General features: G+C 68.3%; 13 protein-coding genes and 2 pseudogenes. 13 read left to right on the top strand and 2 right to left on the bottom strand.

What is annotated here, in order from left to right; translation table 11 throughout:
- Positions 1-215 precede the first annotated feature (215 nt).
- Both apbC and dcd read left to right on the top strand, forming a co-directional pair.
- On the top strand, positions 216-1,061 hold the full coding sequence (gene apbC / locus LJB71_RS05700) for an iron-sulfur cluster carrier protein ApbC (protein WP_259303423.1): 846 nt from the start codon (positions 216-218) through the stop codon (positions 1,059-1,061).
- A gap of 85 nt (positions 1,062-1,146) precedes the next feature.
- Complete coding sequence (gene dcd, locus LJB71_RS05705; protein WP_259303424.1) at positions 1,147-1,722, top strand: dCTP deaminase; 576 nt, start codon at positions 1,147-1,149, stop codon at positions 1,720-1,722.
- Between the two features lie 11 nt (positions 1,723-1,733).
- Here dcd and LJB71_RS05710 read toward each other — a convergent pair.
- Positions 1,734-2,154: pseudogene (locus LJB71_RS05710) on the bottom strand (HIT family protein).
- Positions 2,151-2,816 (bottom strand): dienelactone hydrolase family protein, encoded by a 666-nt coding sequence (locus LJB71_RS05715; protein ID WP_259303426.1) that lies wholly within the window; start codon positions 2,814-2,816, stop codon positions 2,151-2,153. The pseudogene LJB71_RS05710 and the gene LJB71_RS05715 overlap by 4 nt, the downstream one beginning before the upstream one ends.
- 113 nt (positions 2,817-2,929) lie before the next feature.
- On the opposite strand from LJB71_RS05715, the gene rimO reads away from it, so the two are divergent.
- The 11 genes and pseudogenes from rimO (at position 2,930) to lexA (ending at position 16,180) form a co-directional block, all read left to right on the top strand.
- Positions 2,930-4,309: a 30S ribosomal protein S12 methylthiotransferase RimO gene (rimO, locus tag LJB71_RS05720; protein ID WP_259303427.1), complete on the top strand. Its 1,380-nt coding sequence runs from the start codon at positions 2,930-2,932 to the stop codon at positions 4,307-4,309.
- A gap of 118 nt (positions 4,310-4,427) precedes the next feature.
- Entirely contained in the window at positions 4,428-4,958 is a 531-nt protein-coding gene (locus tag LJB71_RS05725; RefSeq protein WP_259303428.1) for a GspH/FimT family pseudopilin, read from the top strand.
- 225 nt (positions 4,959-5,183) lie between these two features.
- A complete protein-coding gene (locus LJB71_RS05730; RefSeq protein WP_259303429.1) occupies positions 5,184-5,453 on the top strand; it encodes a hypothetical protein in 270 nt (89 codons plus the stop codon).
- A gap of 20 nt (positions 5,454-5,473) precedes the next feature.
- A complete protein-coding gene (locus tag LJB71_RS05735; protein WP_259303430.1) occupies positions 5,474-6,316 on the top strand; it encodes a prepilin-type N-terminal cleavage/methylation domain-containing protein in 843 nt (280 codons plus the stop codon).
- A gap of 11 nt (positions 6,317-6,327) precedes the next feature.
- On the top strand, positions 6,328-6,876 hold the full coding sequence (locus LJB71_RS05740; protein ID WP_259303431.1) for a PilX N-terminal domain-containing pilus assembly protein: 549 nt from the start codon (positions 6,328-6,330) through the stop codon (positions 6,874-6,876).
- A 28-nt stretch (positions 6,877-6,904) separates the two neighbouring features.
- Positions 6,905-10,990 (top strand): PilC/PilY family type IV pilus protein, encoded by a 4,086-nt coding sequence (locus LJB71_RS05745; protein ID WP_310649396.1) that lies wholly within the window; start codon positions 6,905-6,907, stop codon positions 10,988-10,990.
- A 366-nt stretch (positions 10,991-11,356) separates the two neighbouring features.
- Positions 11,357-11,764, top strand: a pseudogene (locus tag LJB71_RS05755) (TonB-dependent receptor plug domain-containing protein); the annotation flags it as partial.
- Positions 11,765-12,368: 604 nt separating this feature from the next.
- Positions 12,369-13,934 (top strand): TonB-dependent receptor, encoded by a 1,566-nt coding sequence (locus tag LJB71_RS05760; protein ID WP_259303432.1) that lies wholly within the window; start codon positions 12,369-12,371, stop codon positions 13,932-13,934.
- Between the two features lie 105 nt (positions 13,935-14,039).
- A complete protein-coding gene (locus tag LJB71_RS05765; protein ID WP_259303433.1) occupies positions 14,040-14,537 on the top strand; it encodes a CinA family protein in 498 nt (165 codons plus the stop codon).
- 10 nt (positions 14,538-14,547) lie between these two features.
- Positions 14,548-15,471, top strand: coding sequence for a hypothetical protein (locus LJB71_RS05770; RefSeq protein ID WP_259303434.1), 924 nt, complete (start codon positions 14,548-14,550; stop codon positions 15,469-15,471).
- Positions 15,472-15,544: 73 nt separating this feature from the next.
- Positions 15,545-16,180: a transcriptional repressor LexA gene (gene lexA, locus LJB71_RS05775; RefSeq protein ID WP_259303435.1), complete on the top strand. Its 636-nt coding sequence runs from the start codon at positions 15,545-15,547 to the stop codon at positions 16,178-16,180.
- Positions 16,181-16,295 lie beyond the last annotated feature (115 nt).

The raw sequence follows: 16,295 nt of genomic DNA on the forward strand, positions 1-16,295 counted from the left end.
TCCTTATTTTTAGGGGAAAGAAAATGCGCCCAGAGTCAAGCGGTTGAGCACGCCCCGATTGTTCCGGGATCGTGAACCCTACATCAATTTAACGAATTTCCCCCATGACAAAAGGCATGGGCGACTGTTCAGGAATGTCAAGGGCGCACGATATCGGGGCTCTGGGTGCCAACCCGCGCGTAAAATCCGCTGGTGTCCCGCAGAGCGCTTCGCCCATGCCCCGCCTCCCCGCCCATGCCGTCCAGGGCGAGCTCAAGCCGCTCGCCAATGTCCGCAACATCATCGCCGTCGGCTCCGGCAAGGGCGGGGTGGGCAAGTCCACGGTGGCGGTCAATCTGGCGCTGGCGCTGGCGGGCGAGGGGCTGCGGGTGGGGGTGCTGGATGCCGACATCTACGGGCCCAGCGTGCCGCTGATGCTGGGGCTGTCGGGCCGGCCCGAGAGCCCCGACGGCAAGACCATCCTCCCGCCACGCGCGCACGGGGTGCAGGCGGTTTCGATCGGGCTCTTGGTGGATCAGGACGCGCCGATGATCTGGCGCGGGCCGATGGTGACCCAGGCGCTGACGCAGCTGCTGCAGCAGACGGCCTGGGACGATCTGGACGTGCTGGTGGTGGACCTGCCGCCCGGCACCGGCGACATCCAGCTCACCCTGGCGCAGAAGATCCCGGTGGCCGGCGCGGTGATCGTCACCACCCCGCAGGAGGTGGCCACGCTGGATGCCCGGCGCGCGCTGATGATGTTCCGCAAGGTCGGCATCGCGGTCCTCGGGCTGGTGGAGAACATGGCCATCCACGTGTGCTCGCAGTGCGGGCATGCCGAGCACGTGTTCGGCGCGGGCGGCGGCGAGCGCATGGCGGCGCAGTACGAGGTGCCGCTGCTGGGCGCGCTGCCGCTGGCGGCGGCGATCCGCGAGCAGGGCGATGCCGGGGTGCCGATCGTCGCCGCGCAGCCGCAGTCGCAGCCCGCGCAGGCCTACCGCGCGGCGGCGCGGGCGCTGCTGGAGCAGCTGGCGCAGCGGCCGGTGGTGCGCAGCGGGATCCTGGCTTCGCTGCTGGGCTGAGCGGCCGGGCCGAGGGTCGCGTCTGCCGGCCGGTGCCCCGATTGGCTTACACTCGCCGGCCACTCCCGGCATCCGCATTCCCTGCATGAGCATCAAGAGCGACCGCTGGATCCGCCGCATGGCCGAGCAGCACGGCATGATCGAGCCGTTCGCGCCCGATCAGGTCAAGACCGCCGCCGACGGCCACCGCATCGTCAGCTACGGCACATCGAGCTACGGCTACGACGTGCGCTGCGCGCGCGAGTTCAAGGTGTTCACCAACATCAACTCGACCATCGTCGATCCCAAGCACTTCGACCCCAAGAGCTTCGTGGACGTGGTGGACGATGTGTGCATCATTCCGCCCAATTCCTTCGCGCTGGCGCGCACGGTGGAGTATTTCCGCATCCCGCGCGACGTGCTGGTGGTGTGCCTGGGCAAGAGCACCTATGCCCGCTGCGGGATCATCGTCAACGTCACCCCGCTGGAGCCGGAGTGGGAAGGGCACGTCACCCTGGAGTTTTCCAACACCACCCCGCTGCCGGCGCGGATCTACGCGGGGGAGGGGGTGGCGCAGATGCTGTTCTTCCAGGCGGATGCCGACGACGTGTGCCAGACCAGCTACAGGGACCGCGGCGGCAAGTACCAGGGCCAGACCGGCGTCACCCTGCCGCGCACCTGAGCGCGCTTGGGTCAGCCCTGGCCGGCGCCCAGCGCGGCGCGCAGCGCGGTCACCCGCTGCACCAGCTCTTCCGGCGCGTACGGGCGCGCATTCGCCGCCCCCCAGACCGGGCGCGGCCAGGCGATGTCGTCGCGGAAGCGGGCGATCACGTGCACGTGCAGCTGCGGCACCTGGTTGCCGAGCGCAGCAACATTGAGCTTGTCGGGCTTGAACAGCGCCTTGAGCGCGCGCGCGGCGAGGTCGATCTCCGCGCTCAGGCGCGTGCGCTGGGCCGGGTCGAGGTCGATGATCTCCACCGCCTCCGGCACCCGTGGCACCAGGATCGCTTCACGGATGGTTGGCATCGTCCATCAGGCGCACCTCGCACAGCGGCAGGTCGATGACCGGCGCAGTATCGTCGGCCAGGCGCGGGTCCAGGTGCCAGGTGTTCATCGCAGGTGCTCCGTGAAAAACGCCAGGGTGCGCTGCCACGCCAGCGCGGCGGCCTCGGGCTGGTAGGGCGGGTCGGGCGCGCGCGCGAAGGCGTGGTCGGCCTGCGGATACACGAACACCTGCGCCTGCGGCTGCTTGCGCCGGTGCGCCTCCACCGCCTCGGGCGGGATGTGCGGGTCCAGCGCGCCGAAATGGAACATCAGCGGCGCCCGTGCCGGCGCGTCCAGATACGGTACGTTGCGCGCGCCGTAGTAGCTCACCGCCGGCAGGCCGAGGCGGGTATTGCCCAGCAGCGCCACCGTGCCGCCCCAGCAGAAGCCCACGATGCCCACGGCCAACCCCTGCGCACGCAGCGCCCCGGCGGCGGCCGCGGCGATCGCCACCGCGTCCTCCAGCCCCAGCCGCGCCACCAGCTCGCGGCCGCGGGCGGTGCCTTCGGCGTCATACGGCAGCACGGTGCCGGGTGCGAGGCGGTCGAAGAACGCCGGGGCCAGCGCCACGAACCCGGCCGCCGCCAGCTGCGCGCACACCGCGCGGATATGGTCGGTGACCCCGAAGATTTCCTGCACCACCACCACCGCCCCGCGCGACGGGCCCGCGGGCTCTTCGCGCCAGGCCTCGATCGGGCCGGAGGGAGTGGGAAGCGGCTGCCAGTGACCCATCGCGGGTTCCTCGATGTGTATGGATACGGAGAGTGACGCGGTGCGCCGGCGCGCACGGCCAGGCCGGCGTTGCCGGGTGCGTATAATTTCGCACCTTTTCACGTGGCCGCGGCATGTCCCTGCAGAACGCATCAACCAAAGGCAGCAAAGTCGGCTTCGTCAGCCTCGGCTGCCCCAAGGCGCTGGTCGATTCCGAGCGCATCCTCACCCAGCTGCGGGTGGAAGGCTATGACCTGGTGCAGACCTATGAGGAGGCCGACGTGGTGGTGGTCAACACCTGCGGCTTCATCGATGCGGCAGTGGCCGAGTCGCTGGATGCCATCGGCGAGGCCATGGCCGAGAACGGCAAGGTCATCGTCACCGGCTGCCTGGGCAAGCGCAGCGAGATCATTCGCGAGGCCTACCCCGACGTGCTGGCGATCAGCGGCCCGCAGGACTACGCCAGCGTGATGGAGGCGGTGCACGCGGCGCTGCCGCCGATGCATGATCCCTTCACCGACCTGCTGCCGGCCCCCCGTCGCCTTGGCGAGGGGGAAATCGAGGGCGTCGGCATCAAGCTCACCCCGAAACACTACGCCTACCTGAAGATTTCCGAAGGCTGCAACCACCGCTGCAGCTTCTGCATCATCCCGTCCATGCGCGGGGACCTGGTGTCGCGCCCGGTGGACGAGGTGCTGCGCGAGGCCGAGAAGCTGGCGCGCGGCGGCGTCAAGGAACTGCTGGTGGTCTCGCAGGACACCAGCGCCTACGGCGTGGACCTGAAATACGCGCCGCGCCCGTGGCGCGATGGCCTGTATGAAACCCGCATGAAGGCGCTGTGCGAAGGTCTGTCGCAGCTCGGCGTGTGGACGCGCCTGCATTACGTGTACCCGTACCCGCACGTGGACGACGTGATCCCGCTGATGGCCGAGGGCAAGCTGCTGCCATACCTCGACATCCCGTTCCAACATGCCAGCCCGCGCATCCTTAGGCTGATGAAACGCCCGGGCGCGGTGGACAAGACCCTGGAGCGCATCCAGCGCTGGCGCGCGATCTGCCCGCAGCTGACGATCCGCAGCACGTTCATCGTCGGCTTCCCCGGCGAGACCGAGGCCGAGTTCGAGGAGCTGCTGGACTTCCTCGACGCAGCGCAGCTGGACCGCGTGGGCGCGTTCGCCTATTCGCCGGTGGATGGCGCCGCGGCCAACGCGCTGCCGGACCCGGTGCCGGAGGACGTGAAGCAGGAGCGCCTGGCCCGCTTCATGGAGCGCCAGGCGGCGATTTCCGAAGCGCGCCTGGCCGCCAAGGTGGGCACGGTGCAGCAGGTGCTGGTGGACGCCATCGACGGCGAGCTGGCCATCGCCCGTTCGATGGCGGACGCGCCGGAGATCGACGGCCTGGTGCAGGTGCAGGACGGTCGCGAGGCCGGCCTGAAGCCCGGCGAGTTCGCGCGGGTGCGGATCATGGGCAGCGACGCGCACGATCTGTACGGCGAAGTCGAGTACGACGCCTGACGCCCTGCGGGCGGCCCACCTGCCGCCCGTCCCCGCCAGGATTCCGCCCGTCGGCTACGGGCTGGATTCCCCACTGCGGCATCATTACGGTCTTCCTGCCGCACTCCGAGGGGATCCCGTGCCACGCCATCCACGCCCGCTTGCCCCCGCCGCCGCCCGCGGCTTCACTTTGGTGGAGCTGATGGTGACGGTGTCTGTCATTGCCATCCTGGCCGTCGTCGCCGTCCCCGGGATGACCGCCCTGATCAACAGCAGCCGCCTCAACGGCCAGTCCGAGGAAATGCTGTCCTCGCTGCAGCTGGCGCGGGCCGAGGCCGTTCGCCGCAACGCGCGGGTGACGGTCTGCCCCAGCACGGATGGCTCGACCTGCACCTCCAGCACGTCCTGGACCCAATGGATCGTGCGCGGGCGCGACAATGTCACGGCGACCGACGATGTGATCCGCAGCAACCGTGCATCCGGCGGCGTGCAGATCAGCGGCCCGGCCGCGGGCATCGTGTTCAAGCCCTCGGGGCTGATCGATGCCCAGCAGGTGGTGACGGTGTGCATGCCCACCAGCAATCCGAGTCAGAACCAGCGTGTGCTGACGGTGATGATCAGCGGCGTGGTGTCGTCTTCCAAGGTCAACGGTGGCGGAGCATGTCCGTGAACGTGAAGCACATTGCAGCAGTCCGCAGTCGCAGGCAGGCCGCGCCCCGGCTGGGGCGGTCGCGCATGCAGGGCATGGGCATGATCGAGGTGCTGGTCTCCGTGCTGGTGCTGGCGGTGGGCCTGCTCGGCATCGCCGCCATGCAGTCGCTGGCCCTGCGCGGGGGGCAAAGCTCGCTGGAAAGCAGCCAGGCGGTGATGGCAGCTCAACTCCATCATCGAGGCCATGCGCGCCAATCCCACCGCCGACTACAACATCGGCAAGACCTGCAGCGCCGCCGCCATCACCGGCGCCGATGTCCGCGCCAACGATCTCACCGCCTGGATCAATGCGATGAAGACCACCATCGGCTCCGGCGCAACCGATACCACCACCTGCGGCGAGATCGTCGGCTGCCCGGCCAACTGCCAGGTGCGGGTGTACTGGGATGACTCGCGTACCGGTACCGACCAGGGCGGCGCGGCGCGCATGGTGGAAACGAGGGCGCGCATATGAAGTTCCGGGAGAATCCAGCCATGCGCAAGACCCAGTCGGGCTTTGGCCTGATCGAGCTGATGATCGCCATGGTGCTGGGGCTGCTGGTGATGGGCGCGGCGTTCGCCGTGTTCCAGTCCAACCAGCGCAGCTTCCAGGCCAACGAAGGGCTGAACCGCATCCAGGAAAGCGCGCGGGTGGCCTACGAGCTGATCTCGCGCGACCTCCGCGCCGCCGGCGGCACTGCCTGCTCCAACCTGGCGCGGCCGGATGCCGAGCACACGCTCAATGCCGAGGAGACGCAGCTGCTCACCAGCCCGGTCGGCGACAACGGTGCGCCGGCCGGCACCGAGCTGGTGGCCGCTTCCGGCGATGACACCGCCTACCGCATCACCGCGGCGACCACCAGCAGCATCACCCTGGACTCCAGCCAGATCGCGGACGCCAACGATGCGTTCAAGACCGGCGACAGGCTCATCCTCTGCAATGCCAACCAGTTCTACGTGGTGACGGCCACCGGCGTCACCACCAATACGGTCAGCTTCACGCCTGCCACCCCGATCGCGATGAACGTGGATCCCATGGCGCCGCCGTCCACGGTGATGATCGCGCGCTTCCGCAACGTGCGCTGGTACCGCAGCGGCAACGGGCTGTATGTCTCGCGCAATGGCGCGGCGGGGCAGCAGGTGGCCGACGGCGTCACCGCGCTCAGCTTCACCTACCGCCAGAACGGCTCCAACACCTATACCGCCACGCCCACCAGCTGGCCGGACGTGGTGGCGGTGCGGGTCAACATGACCCTGACCGGCACCAACCAGGTCGACAACAAGACGGTCACCCGCAACGTGTCCAACGTCATCAGCCTGAGGAGCCGCGCCCTGTGAACAGGCCTGTCGTGAATCGGGTTTCCCGCGCCCATGGTCCCGGCTCGGCGCACCGCCAGCAGGGCATTTCGCTGGTGATCGTGCTGATCCTGCTGATCGTGATGTCGGTGCTGGGCGTGGCCGTGCTGCGCAGCTCGGCCATGCAGGAGCGCATGACCGCCAACCTGCGCGACCGCAACCTGGCTTTCCAGGCGGCCGAGACCGCCCTGCGGGTGGCGCAGGAGGACGTGCTCGGCAATCCGGCCATTTCCGATCTGCAGTACGGCAAGACCCTGGCCGAGATGCGCGCAGACGGCAAGCCGGTGTTCTGCGCCGCCAACGGCATCTGCGATGTCACCACCGGCGAGACGCCGGTCGTCAGGACCGCCCCGGACGGGCGCTCCACCTACACCATCGAATACCTCGGCACCGGCAAGGGCTCGACGCTGCAAGGCGTGTGCGAGACCACCGCCGCCATTTCCAACTACCAGTGCCAGCGCCCGATGTTCCGCATCACCGCCCGCGGCCGCACCGCGGGTTCGGCGGAAGTGGTGCTGCAAGCCAATGTCGTCAGCCGCTGACGCCCGCGATCAGCAAAGAGAGCCTGCCATGAAGCGCAATGCCTCCCCCGCCCGCCGCCACCTGGCCCGCGCCCTTGCCTCCGCGCGCCCGTGGTGGACGCTGCCGGCCGCCTGCCTGGCCACCCTGCTGGCGCTGCCGGTCAATGCCGCCATCGTGTTCCCGGACCAGCCGCTGACCACCGGCAACCGGGTGGCGCCGAACATCCTGTTCATCCTCGACGATTCGGGGTCGATGGCCTGGGCCAACATCAATAACCAGTCGGTGTCGGCGATCACCGGGCCCGGCGGCTTCAGTAGCGAGCCGGATGCGGGAGGCGTGTATTCCGGGACCAGTATCACCACGGAGAGCACCGGCAACGACAAGATGTATATGCAGAGCTATGCCACCAATAGCCTGTACTACAACCCGCTCACGAATTACCAGACGTGGTTGCAGCCGAACGGCAACCGCATGACCGGCGGCACCGGCTTCACCTCCGTTTACAGCGACAACAACTACGTCAACTATTCTCCGGCTGGCATCAGTAGTGGCACCAAGGATCTGTCCGCGAAGACGCAGACCTTCTATGTGCCCAAGGATCCGGCAAACACTTCCGCCAGCTATCTGTCGAATGTCAGCAATTACTATCGCTACCAGATTCCCGCTGGCGGCACCGATGTGGTGCGCTCGGAATATGGCGGGGTGGTGCTGAGCGGGCCGTTCACGCTTTCCGGCTATCCCGTGACCGGACAAAGCCAGAGCAAGAATAACTGGCGCTATTACACGATCACCTTGCCTGCCAATACGGCTTCGTTCAAGGTCGCCAGCAGTGGTGGCAGCGGAAATGCCGATCTATACGTGCGCAAAGGGGGCAACCCTACGACCAGTACTTATACCTGCAGGTCCACGAACAGCGGTAATGCCGAGACGTGCACGATCAATTCGCCGGCCACATCCTCTTTCTATGGTGTCGGCCTGTATGCCAGGAACGCGTTTTCCAATGTCACGCTGACGGTGACCTATACCACCACCAACAGCTGCAGCGGCAGTACCAGCGGCAACGACTGGATCAACTGCACCCCGGCCACGCCGACCGGACGCTCCGTGTCCGCGGAGCTGGCCAACTTCGCCACCTGGTATTCCTACCACCGTACCCGCATCAAGTCCGCGAAAGCCGGCGCGAGCGAGGCGTTCAGCGGGCTGGGCAACAAGGTGCGCGTGGGGTTCCGCACCATCTGGAACCGCAACAATTTCGATATTCCGGTGGGTGACGGCAACGACGGCCGTTTCATCGACAGCGTCAGCCCGGCAACGTCCAGCCGCAGCACCTGGTTCAACCGCCTGTTCATGTCGTACGCCTACAACGGCACCCCGCTGCAGAAGGCGCTCGACAATGCCGGCAAGTATTTCTCCAGCAGCGCGGCCTCGGGGCCGTACGGGCCGGAGTCTGGCTCCGACCAGCTGTCCTGCCGGCAGAATTTCACCATCCTCACCACCGACGGCTACTGGAACAGCGGTACGGCGGGCAGCGGCAACGTCGATGGCGGCAGCGGCAGCCTGATCAAGGGGCCGCAGAGCAAGAGCTATACCTACAGCCCGGCGGTGCCATTCGAGGATGCCTACAGCAACACGCTGGCCGATGTCGCCATGAAGTACTGGATGACGGACCTGCGGACCGAAAGCTACATGGGCAATGCGTCCAATCCGAACAACAACAACGTGCCGACCAGCGATGCCGACCCGGCGTTCTGGCAGCACATGGTGACCTTCACCCTGGCCCTTGGCCTGAAGACCACCAAGGGCTGGGGCAGCGTCGCCGAGGCCACGGCCGCGCTGCAGGGCGGGGATTCCTGGCCGGATCCGGAGACCGCCAGTTTCTCGGATAACCCCAAACGTCTCGACGACCTGCTGCACGCGGCGGTCAACGGCCACGGCGAGTTCACCCCGGCCACCAGCCCTGCGCTGTTCGCGCAGGGCCTGAACAAGGCGCTGGCCACCATCACCCAGCGCACCAGCTCGTTCTCCAACGTCACCGCGAACTCCACCTCGCTCAATACCGGGGCGCAGATCTTCTCGGCCAGCTATGTCTCCGGCGTGTGGACGGGCGCGCTCAAGGCGCAGGCCGTCAGCCGCACCGGCGTGGGCGCGCAGAGCTGGACCGCCACCATTCCCGCCGTCGGCCTGCGCAAGGTGTTCACGGCCAGCGGCACGCCCGGGCAGGCCGGCACGACCGGCGCCGCTTTCCCGACCTCGGCGCAGACCTCCGCGCTGGACAACAGCGGTGTGGGCCCGGCCAACTATGAGGCCACCGGCGCGCAGAATGCCGCCTACATCAAGGGCGACGCCAGCCGCGAGGACCGCAACGGCGTCAGCAACCTGCGCAACCGGCCGACCACGGTGCTGGGCGATATCGTCAACTCGTCCCCGGCCTATGTGCCGGGTGGCGCGCAGGGTGATGGCACCAGCGCCGGCACGGTGTACATCGGCGCCAACGACGGCATGCTGCATGCGTTCGACGCTGCCGACGGGAAGGAATTGTTCGCCTACGTGCCGAACATCCTGAACTTCGCCAACCTCAAGCAGCTCAGCCGCGGCGACTACGACCACAAGTTCTTCGTGGACGGCCCCATCATGGTCAGCCCGCGAACCCTCACCCCGGGCCAGAACATCCTGGTCGGCACGCTGGGGCGCGGCGGCAAGGGCCTGTATGCGCTGGACGTGAGCGCCCCTGCTTCGTTCAATGCCAGCAACTTCAAGTGGGAGCGCAAGGACACGCCCGGCAGCAACATGGGCAACGTGGTCGGCGCGCCGGTCCTGGCCCAGGTGCGCAACGGGTCGCCGACGCCGGCCGTGGTGTTCGGCAATGGCCCCAACAGCACCAATGACAAGGCGGTGTTGGTGGTGATGGATCTGGCCACCGGCAACGTGATCCGCGAGGTTCCCACCGACAACACCACCAACAACGGCCTGATGGCGCCGCTGGGCGTGTATGCGGCCGACGGCAAGACCCTCGTCTATGCCTATGCCGGTGACATGCAGGGCAATATCTGGAAGTTCGACCTGCGCTCCAGCACGCCCTCGGCCTGGAGTGCGACCAGGATCTTCCATGCCGAAAAGACGTCGGGCACACCGCAGCCGATCACCGGCGGGCTGGCCTCGGCCATCGACCTGAAGACCAACAAGCGCTGGATCTTCTTCGGCACCGGTCGCTTCATGACCAGCACCGATGCCGATGACAAGACCACCTATGCCCAGAGCATGTACGGCGTCATGGACGACGGCGGCTCCTATACCCGCGCCAATCTGACCGCGCGCAGCATCACGGTCGCCGGCGACTACCGCTACTTCGAGGACAAGGCCGCGCTGCCGTCCGCGTCCAAGGGCTGGTACGTGGACCTGCCGGGCAAGGGCGAGCGCGTCGTGCAGGACGTGCAGATCGACAACGACTTCATGGTCGCGGCGAGCATGATCCCCGAAGGCGATGCCTGCGATGCCTCCGGCAGCGGCTTCCTCAATGCCATCGATGCCTTCACCGGCACCAGCGGGGGGCAAGTCCTACTTCGATCTGGACATGAGCGGCAGCACCGACGACACCGGCGCCGGCGGCCACCCGATCGGCTCGGTGAATCTGGGGGTCGGCATGCCCACCCGCCCGGTCCTGCTGCCTGGCGTCGGCGTGGTGGACGGCAGCGCCGGCGTCGGCGCGAGCAGCTTCGGCAAGCAGATGATGACCTGGCAGCGCGTGTCCTGGCGCGAGATCCGCAACGACTGATGACCATCTTCGAGGAGCGTTCCATGCGCGTCACGCAAGCATCCCGCGCCAGCGGCTTCAGCCTGATCGAGCTGATGGTGGTGGTGGCCATCGTGGGCATCCTGGCCTCGATCGCGCTGCCGTCCTACAACGAGCACCAGCGCAAGACCCGCCGCGCCGCCGGCGAGGCCTGCCTGGTGGCGGTGTCGCAGCGGCTGGAGCGGGTGTACACCACCGATCTCAGCTACGCCGGTGCGCCCGCGATTGGCACCCTGACCGCCGCCTGCGAGCCCGACACGCTGAGCTTCTACAACTTCTCGCTCGCCACCGGCGCCAAGACCCTACACCATCTCCGCCGCGCCGACCGGCAAGCAGGCCGGTGACTCCTGCGGCACCTTGAGCCTGGACCAGGCCGGGGTGAAGTCGCCCTCGACTTCCGGCTGCTGGTAAGCCGGCAAGTCGCCCGGAGCACGGACGAAACCCGCCGCAAGGCGGGTTTCTTGTTGCGGTATTTCCGCGCGCAGGCCTGCAAGCAGACGCGCCGGTGCGTTATGGTACGAGCGTGTGCACCTTCCCGGGGAAGGGGGCGGGCGCGCGAGGGGTTTCGAGGGGGGTCAAGACACTTCACGGCGGTGGCCGGCGGGGATGCCGGCGGCCGTTTCCATGTACATGATCATCGGGAGGGGTCGGTCATGCAGTGCATGCGTTTGCAGCCCAAGGGGTTGGCCGTCGCGGTGGTGGCGGCATTGATGGTGGCCGGCGTGGTGCCGGCGGCGGCGCAGGACGCCGCGACGAAGTCCAACGTGAAGTCCGATACGAAGCCCGGCGAGAAGCTGGAAGCCAAGACGCTGGACACCCTGGTGGTGACCGCGCAGAAGCGCGAGGAACTCCTGCAGGACGTGCCGGTCACGGTGACCGCGCTGTCGCAGCAGGCGTTGCAGGATGCCGGCGTGCGCGACATCAAGGACCTGCAGGTGCTGGTGCCCGGGCTGACCGTCACCAGCACCCAGAGCGAGGCGATCACCACCGCGCGCCTGCGCGGCATCGGCACGGTGGGCGACAACATCGGGCTGGAATCCTCGGTCGGCGTGGTCATCGATGGCGTGTACCGCCCGCGCAATTCGGTCGGTTTCGGCGATCTCGGCGAACTCGAGCGGATCGAGGTGCTGAAAGGCCCGCAGGGCACGCTGTTCGGCAAGAACACCTCGGCGGGCGTGATCAACGTCATCACCCGCAGGCCGGATTTCGTGCTGGCCGGCGGCGGCGAGCTGACCCTTGGCGACTACAGTGCGCGCGGCGGTTCGGCCTGGCTGAACGCGCCGCTGGGCGAGACCGCCGCGCTGCGCCTGTATGCCGCACGCCGCGAACGCGATGGCTGGATGACGGTGGTGACCGGCGCGGGCCCGCGCAGCGAACGCCGCGATTACGACCAGAACTTCGACACCTTCCGCGCCAAGCTGCTCTGGCAGGCCAGCGACCGCCTGGAGGTGCTGCTGTCCGCGGATGCCACCCATCGCAACGAGAACTGCTGCACCGCCGTGCAGCTGGTCAGCGGCAGCAGCGCGCCGCTGATCAACGCGCTGGGCGGCGGCAATGCCATCGCGATCCCGGCCAACCCGTGGGCGCGGGTGGCCTACAGCAACCGCGATACCACCCAGAAGATCAACGACCAGGGCGTACAGGCCGAGTTGACCTACAGCATGGACGCGCTGGGCGGCGCCACCCCTGACCTCGATCACCGCCAGCCGCGACTGGGATGCGGTGAACGGCCGCGATTTCGACTTCAGCGCCGCCGACCTGATCTACATGAACCCGCAGAAGGACGAGTCCTACAGCCAGTTCAAGACCTTCAGCCAGGAGCTGCGGTTGGCCGGCAGCAGCGAGCGGTTCGACTGGCTGGTGGGCGCGTTCTACAGCGACGAGACCATCCGCCGCACCGAGAGCTACCGGATCGGCGCGGCCTACGAGCCGTACCTGTCGATCGGCCTGCTCTCGCTCATCAACCCGCCCTCGGCCGGCCTGCCGAATGCCGCCACCTTCCTGGCCGATGCCACCGGGCGCCCCTTCGGCACGGTGTTCGCGGGCCTGGGCGCGCTCGACCACTACCGCCAGAAGTCGCGCAGCAGCGCGCTGTTCAGCAACAACACCTGGCATGCCGCGGAGGGGCTGGAGATCACCCTGGGCCTGCGCTACACCCGCGAGACCAAGCGTCTGCAGTCGCTGTACGGCAATCCCAACGGAAGCCCGGGCTGTGCGTCCTACTTCGATGCCAACGGCAATGTCAGCGCCGCGGCGATCGGGCGCATCGCCACCGCGTTGACCGCGCGCGGCGTGCCGTTCGCGCTGCTGCCGGCGGCCACCCAGCAGGCGATCATCGGCAACGTGGTGGCCTTTAGCTGCCTGCCCTGGGCGAACGTGCGGCACAACGGCCGCGTCACCGACCAGTCGCTGGCGGAAAACGAGTGGTCGGGCACGCTCAAGGCCGCCTACCGCTGGAACCCGCACGTGATGACCTACCTGTCGTATGCGCGCGGCTACAAGGCGGGCGGCTTCAATCTGGATCGCGTGCAGTCCAGCAACGGCCTGTCCAGCGGCGGGCCGGGCATCGTCCCGGTCAACGACACCTCGTTCCCGGGCGAGTTCGTCAACAGCTGGGAGCTGGGCGCCAAGACCACCTGGGCCGGCGGCAACCTGCTGCTCAACGGCGCCCTGTTTCATCAGTCCTACCGCGATTTCCAGCTCAACAGCTTCCTCGGCACCAGCTTCGTGGTGCGCTCGATCCCGCGGGTGATATCGAAGGGGCTGGATGCCGAACTGCTGTGGCAGCCGGCGTCCGTGCGCGGGCTGATGCTGCAGGCCGGGGCGATGTGGGCGGACACCCGCTACGGCAAGGTGATCCCGGGCGCGGATTTCGTGTATCCCGGCGCCCTGTACAAATTGCCGGGCGCGCGCATGAGCTTCGCGCCGCGCTTCTCCGGCTCGCTGGCGGTGACCTACGAATGGGACATCGGCGCCAGCCTGCGCGGGCGCTTCAACATCGGCGGCAAGTACATGTCGAGCTACAACACCGGCTCCGACCTCGATGCCGAGAAGCTGCAGAAGGGGTACGGGCTGGTGAACGCGCGCATCGGCCTGGGACGGCGCGATGAGCGCTGGCAGGTGGAGCTGTGGGCCACCAACCTGTTCAACCAGAAATATGTGCAGGTGGGGTTCGACGGGCCGCTGCAGGCGCTGGGCACGCCCGAGCCGGGCAACCCGAAGAACACCTACGACGCCTTCCTGGGCGCGCCGCGCATGGTGGGGGCCACCCTGCGCCTGCGCTTCTGATGCCCCAGCCGTCCCGGAATCGGCAGCCGGCCCGCAGCTGCGGGCCGGTTCCGTTTTGCGCCCGCATGCGCTACAACGCCCGCATTCTTCCCGCAGGCTGCGCGCATGATCGCCCCCGACGACCACGACCTCGACGCGCTGGCGCGCGCCACCGGGCAACGCCTGCTGGCGCAGCGCCAGGTGCTGGTCACCGCCGAAAGCTGCACCGGTGGCTGGATTGCCAAGTGCATGACCGACATCCCCGGCTCCTCGGCCTGGTTCGACTGCGGCATGGTGGCCTACAGCTACGAGGCCAAGCAGGCGCTGCTGGGCGTGCGTCCGCAGACCCTGGAGCAGTTCGGCGCGGTCAGCCGCGAAACCGTGGTGGAGATGGTGTCCGGCGCGCTGGTGCACTCCGGCGCCACGCTCGCGGTGGCCGTCACCGGCATCGCCGGCCCCGGCGGCGGCAGCGAGGACAAGCCGGTCGGCTCGGTCTGGATCGGCTGGAAGCGCCGCGGCGGCTATGCCCGCGCCGAGCTGTTCCATTTCGAGGGCGACCGCGACGCGGTGCGCCGGCAGACCGTGGCGGCCGCGCTGCGCGGCGTCGGCGGTCTTCTGGGCTGACCCGGTGGGCATGCGCATGCGCCGATCGGTGCCCGCCACCGGCCTGCTCCTGGCCATCGTCGCCGCCGGCGCGATCGCCGGCGACCTGCTGTCTGCGGAGGAGCGCTGGCGCTTCCTGCAGGGCGGGGAGCCTGCGGATCGCTACGTCCGCTTCTTGCTGGACCATCCCGACAGCGCCCATGTGGCAGAGGCGCGTGCCTGGCTGGAAGCCCGTGACAACGAGCCGCTCGGGCGCCTGGTGAACCCCGACGCCACCTGCCGGAGCGTGGTGCAGGAGCGCGCGCAGCGTCTCCTCGCGATCGCGCCGCCGCATGAACTGCGCCAGCAGTACGCGCTGTCGCTGCCACCGGACCATTTTCTGGCCGCCTCGCGCTACACCGAGGTCCCGCGCGGTGCGGACCCGGCGAGCACGCCGGTGGAGCGGCGGATCACGATCAGCCTGGTCGCGACCCGCGATGGCGGCTGCACCGTGTTCCAGCGGTGGGGAATCGGCAGCGGGCTGGGCGATGCCTGCCGCTGCGAACCCGTGGAAGCCGGATACCGGTTCCGCTCCCGGCTGGCGGACAGCGTGTTGACGGATGTGGCCCGCATGCGCGCCGGCGATGCGGTCTGCGGGGCTGGCCAGCAGGAGGCGATCGCCGCCTTCCTGTCCGAGGCGGTGGCGTCCAGGAAGGACCGGGCGCAACGCCTTCGCGGGCATCGCGATGCCGGCAAGGTCCTGTATCCCGCCGAGGCGCAGGAACTGGACGACATCGACCAGGCATTGCCATTCCTGGAAGCGGGCGAGTCGCCGCCCCTGGTGGAAGCGGCGGAGCGTGCACGCCTCGACGCATTGCTGCCGGCACAGCGGGCTGCCTACTGCGGGCGGGGCCTGGCGGAGGGCATCGCGCGGGCGCGGGCGCGGATCGTCCAGCTGCAACCCACCCAGCCCTGATGGGCCGGGCCGTCGGCGGAAGCCCGGGAGTAGGGCTTGATCCGGAAGATAGTTAGTAGTATTACTACTAACCATGAGCCTGACCGACACCCAACGCGCCATCCACGCCTTCCTCGCCGACCGCATCGAAGCCGATGGCTTCGCCCCCTCGCAGGCGGAAATCGCCCGCGCCTTCGGTTTCAAGGGCGTGCGCGCGGCGCAGTACCACCTCGAGGCGCTGGAAGCCGCCGGGGTCATCGAGCGCAGCCCCGGCCGCGCGCGCAGCCTGCGCCTGCTGCGGCTGCCCGAGGGCACGCGCCAGCGGGAGCTGGCCGCCAACGACGAGGCGTTGCAGCTGCCGGTACTGGGGCAGGTTGCGGCCGGCGTGCCGATCGGCGCCGACATCGGCAGCGACCAGATGCTCCTGCTCGACCGCGCGCTGTTCTCGCCGCGGCCGGACTACCTGCTCAAGGTCAAGGGCGACTCCATGCGCGATGAAGGCATTTTCGACGGCGATTTGATCGGCGTGCACCGCACCTCCGAAGCGCGCACCGGGCAGGTGGTGATCGCCCGCATCGACGACGAAATCACGGTCAAGCTGCTCAGGATCGCGCAGGGGAAAATCCGCCTGCTGCCGCGTAATCCGGACTACGCCCCGATCGAGGTCCAGCCGGGGCAGGACTTCGCCATCGAGGGCCTGTACTGCGGCCTGGTGCGCCCCCATGCGTGATCCGGCTGTCATTCCGGCGCGTACGTGCGGGAAATCCCGAGCCGCCACCCGGTGTTTGCCGATGCCGCGCGCAGGCTCCGCCATGCGACCTTTCCCATCGCGTTCCCGTGTCGCA

The sequence above is a fragment of the Thermomonas sp. S9 genome, from assembly GCF_024704365.1.
Taxonomy (GTDB): Bacteria; Pseudomonadota; Gammaproteobacteria; order Xanthomonadales; family Xanthomonadaceae; genus Thermomonas.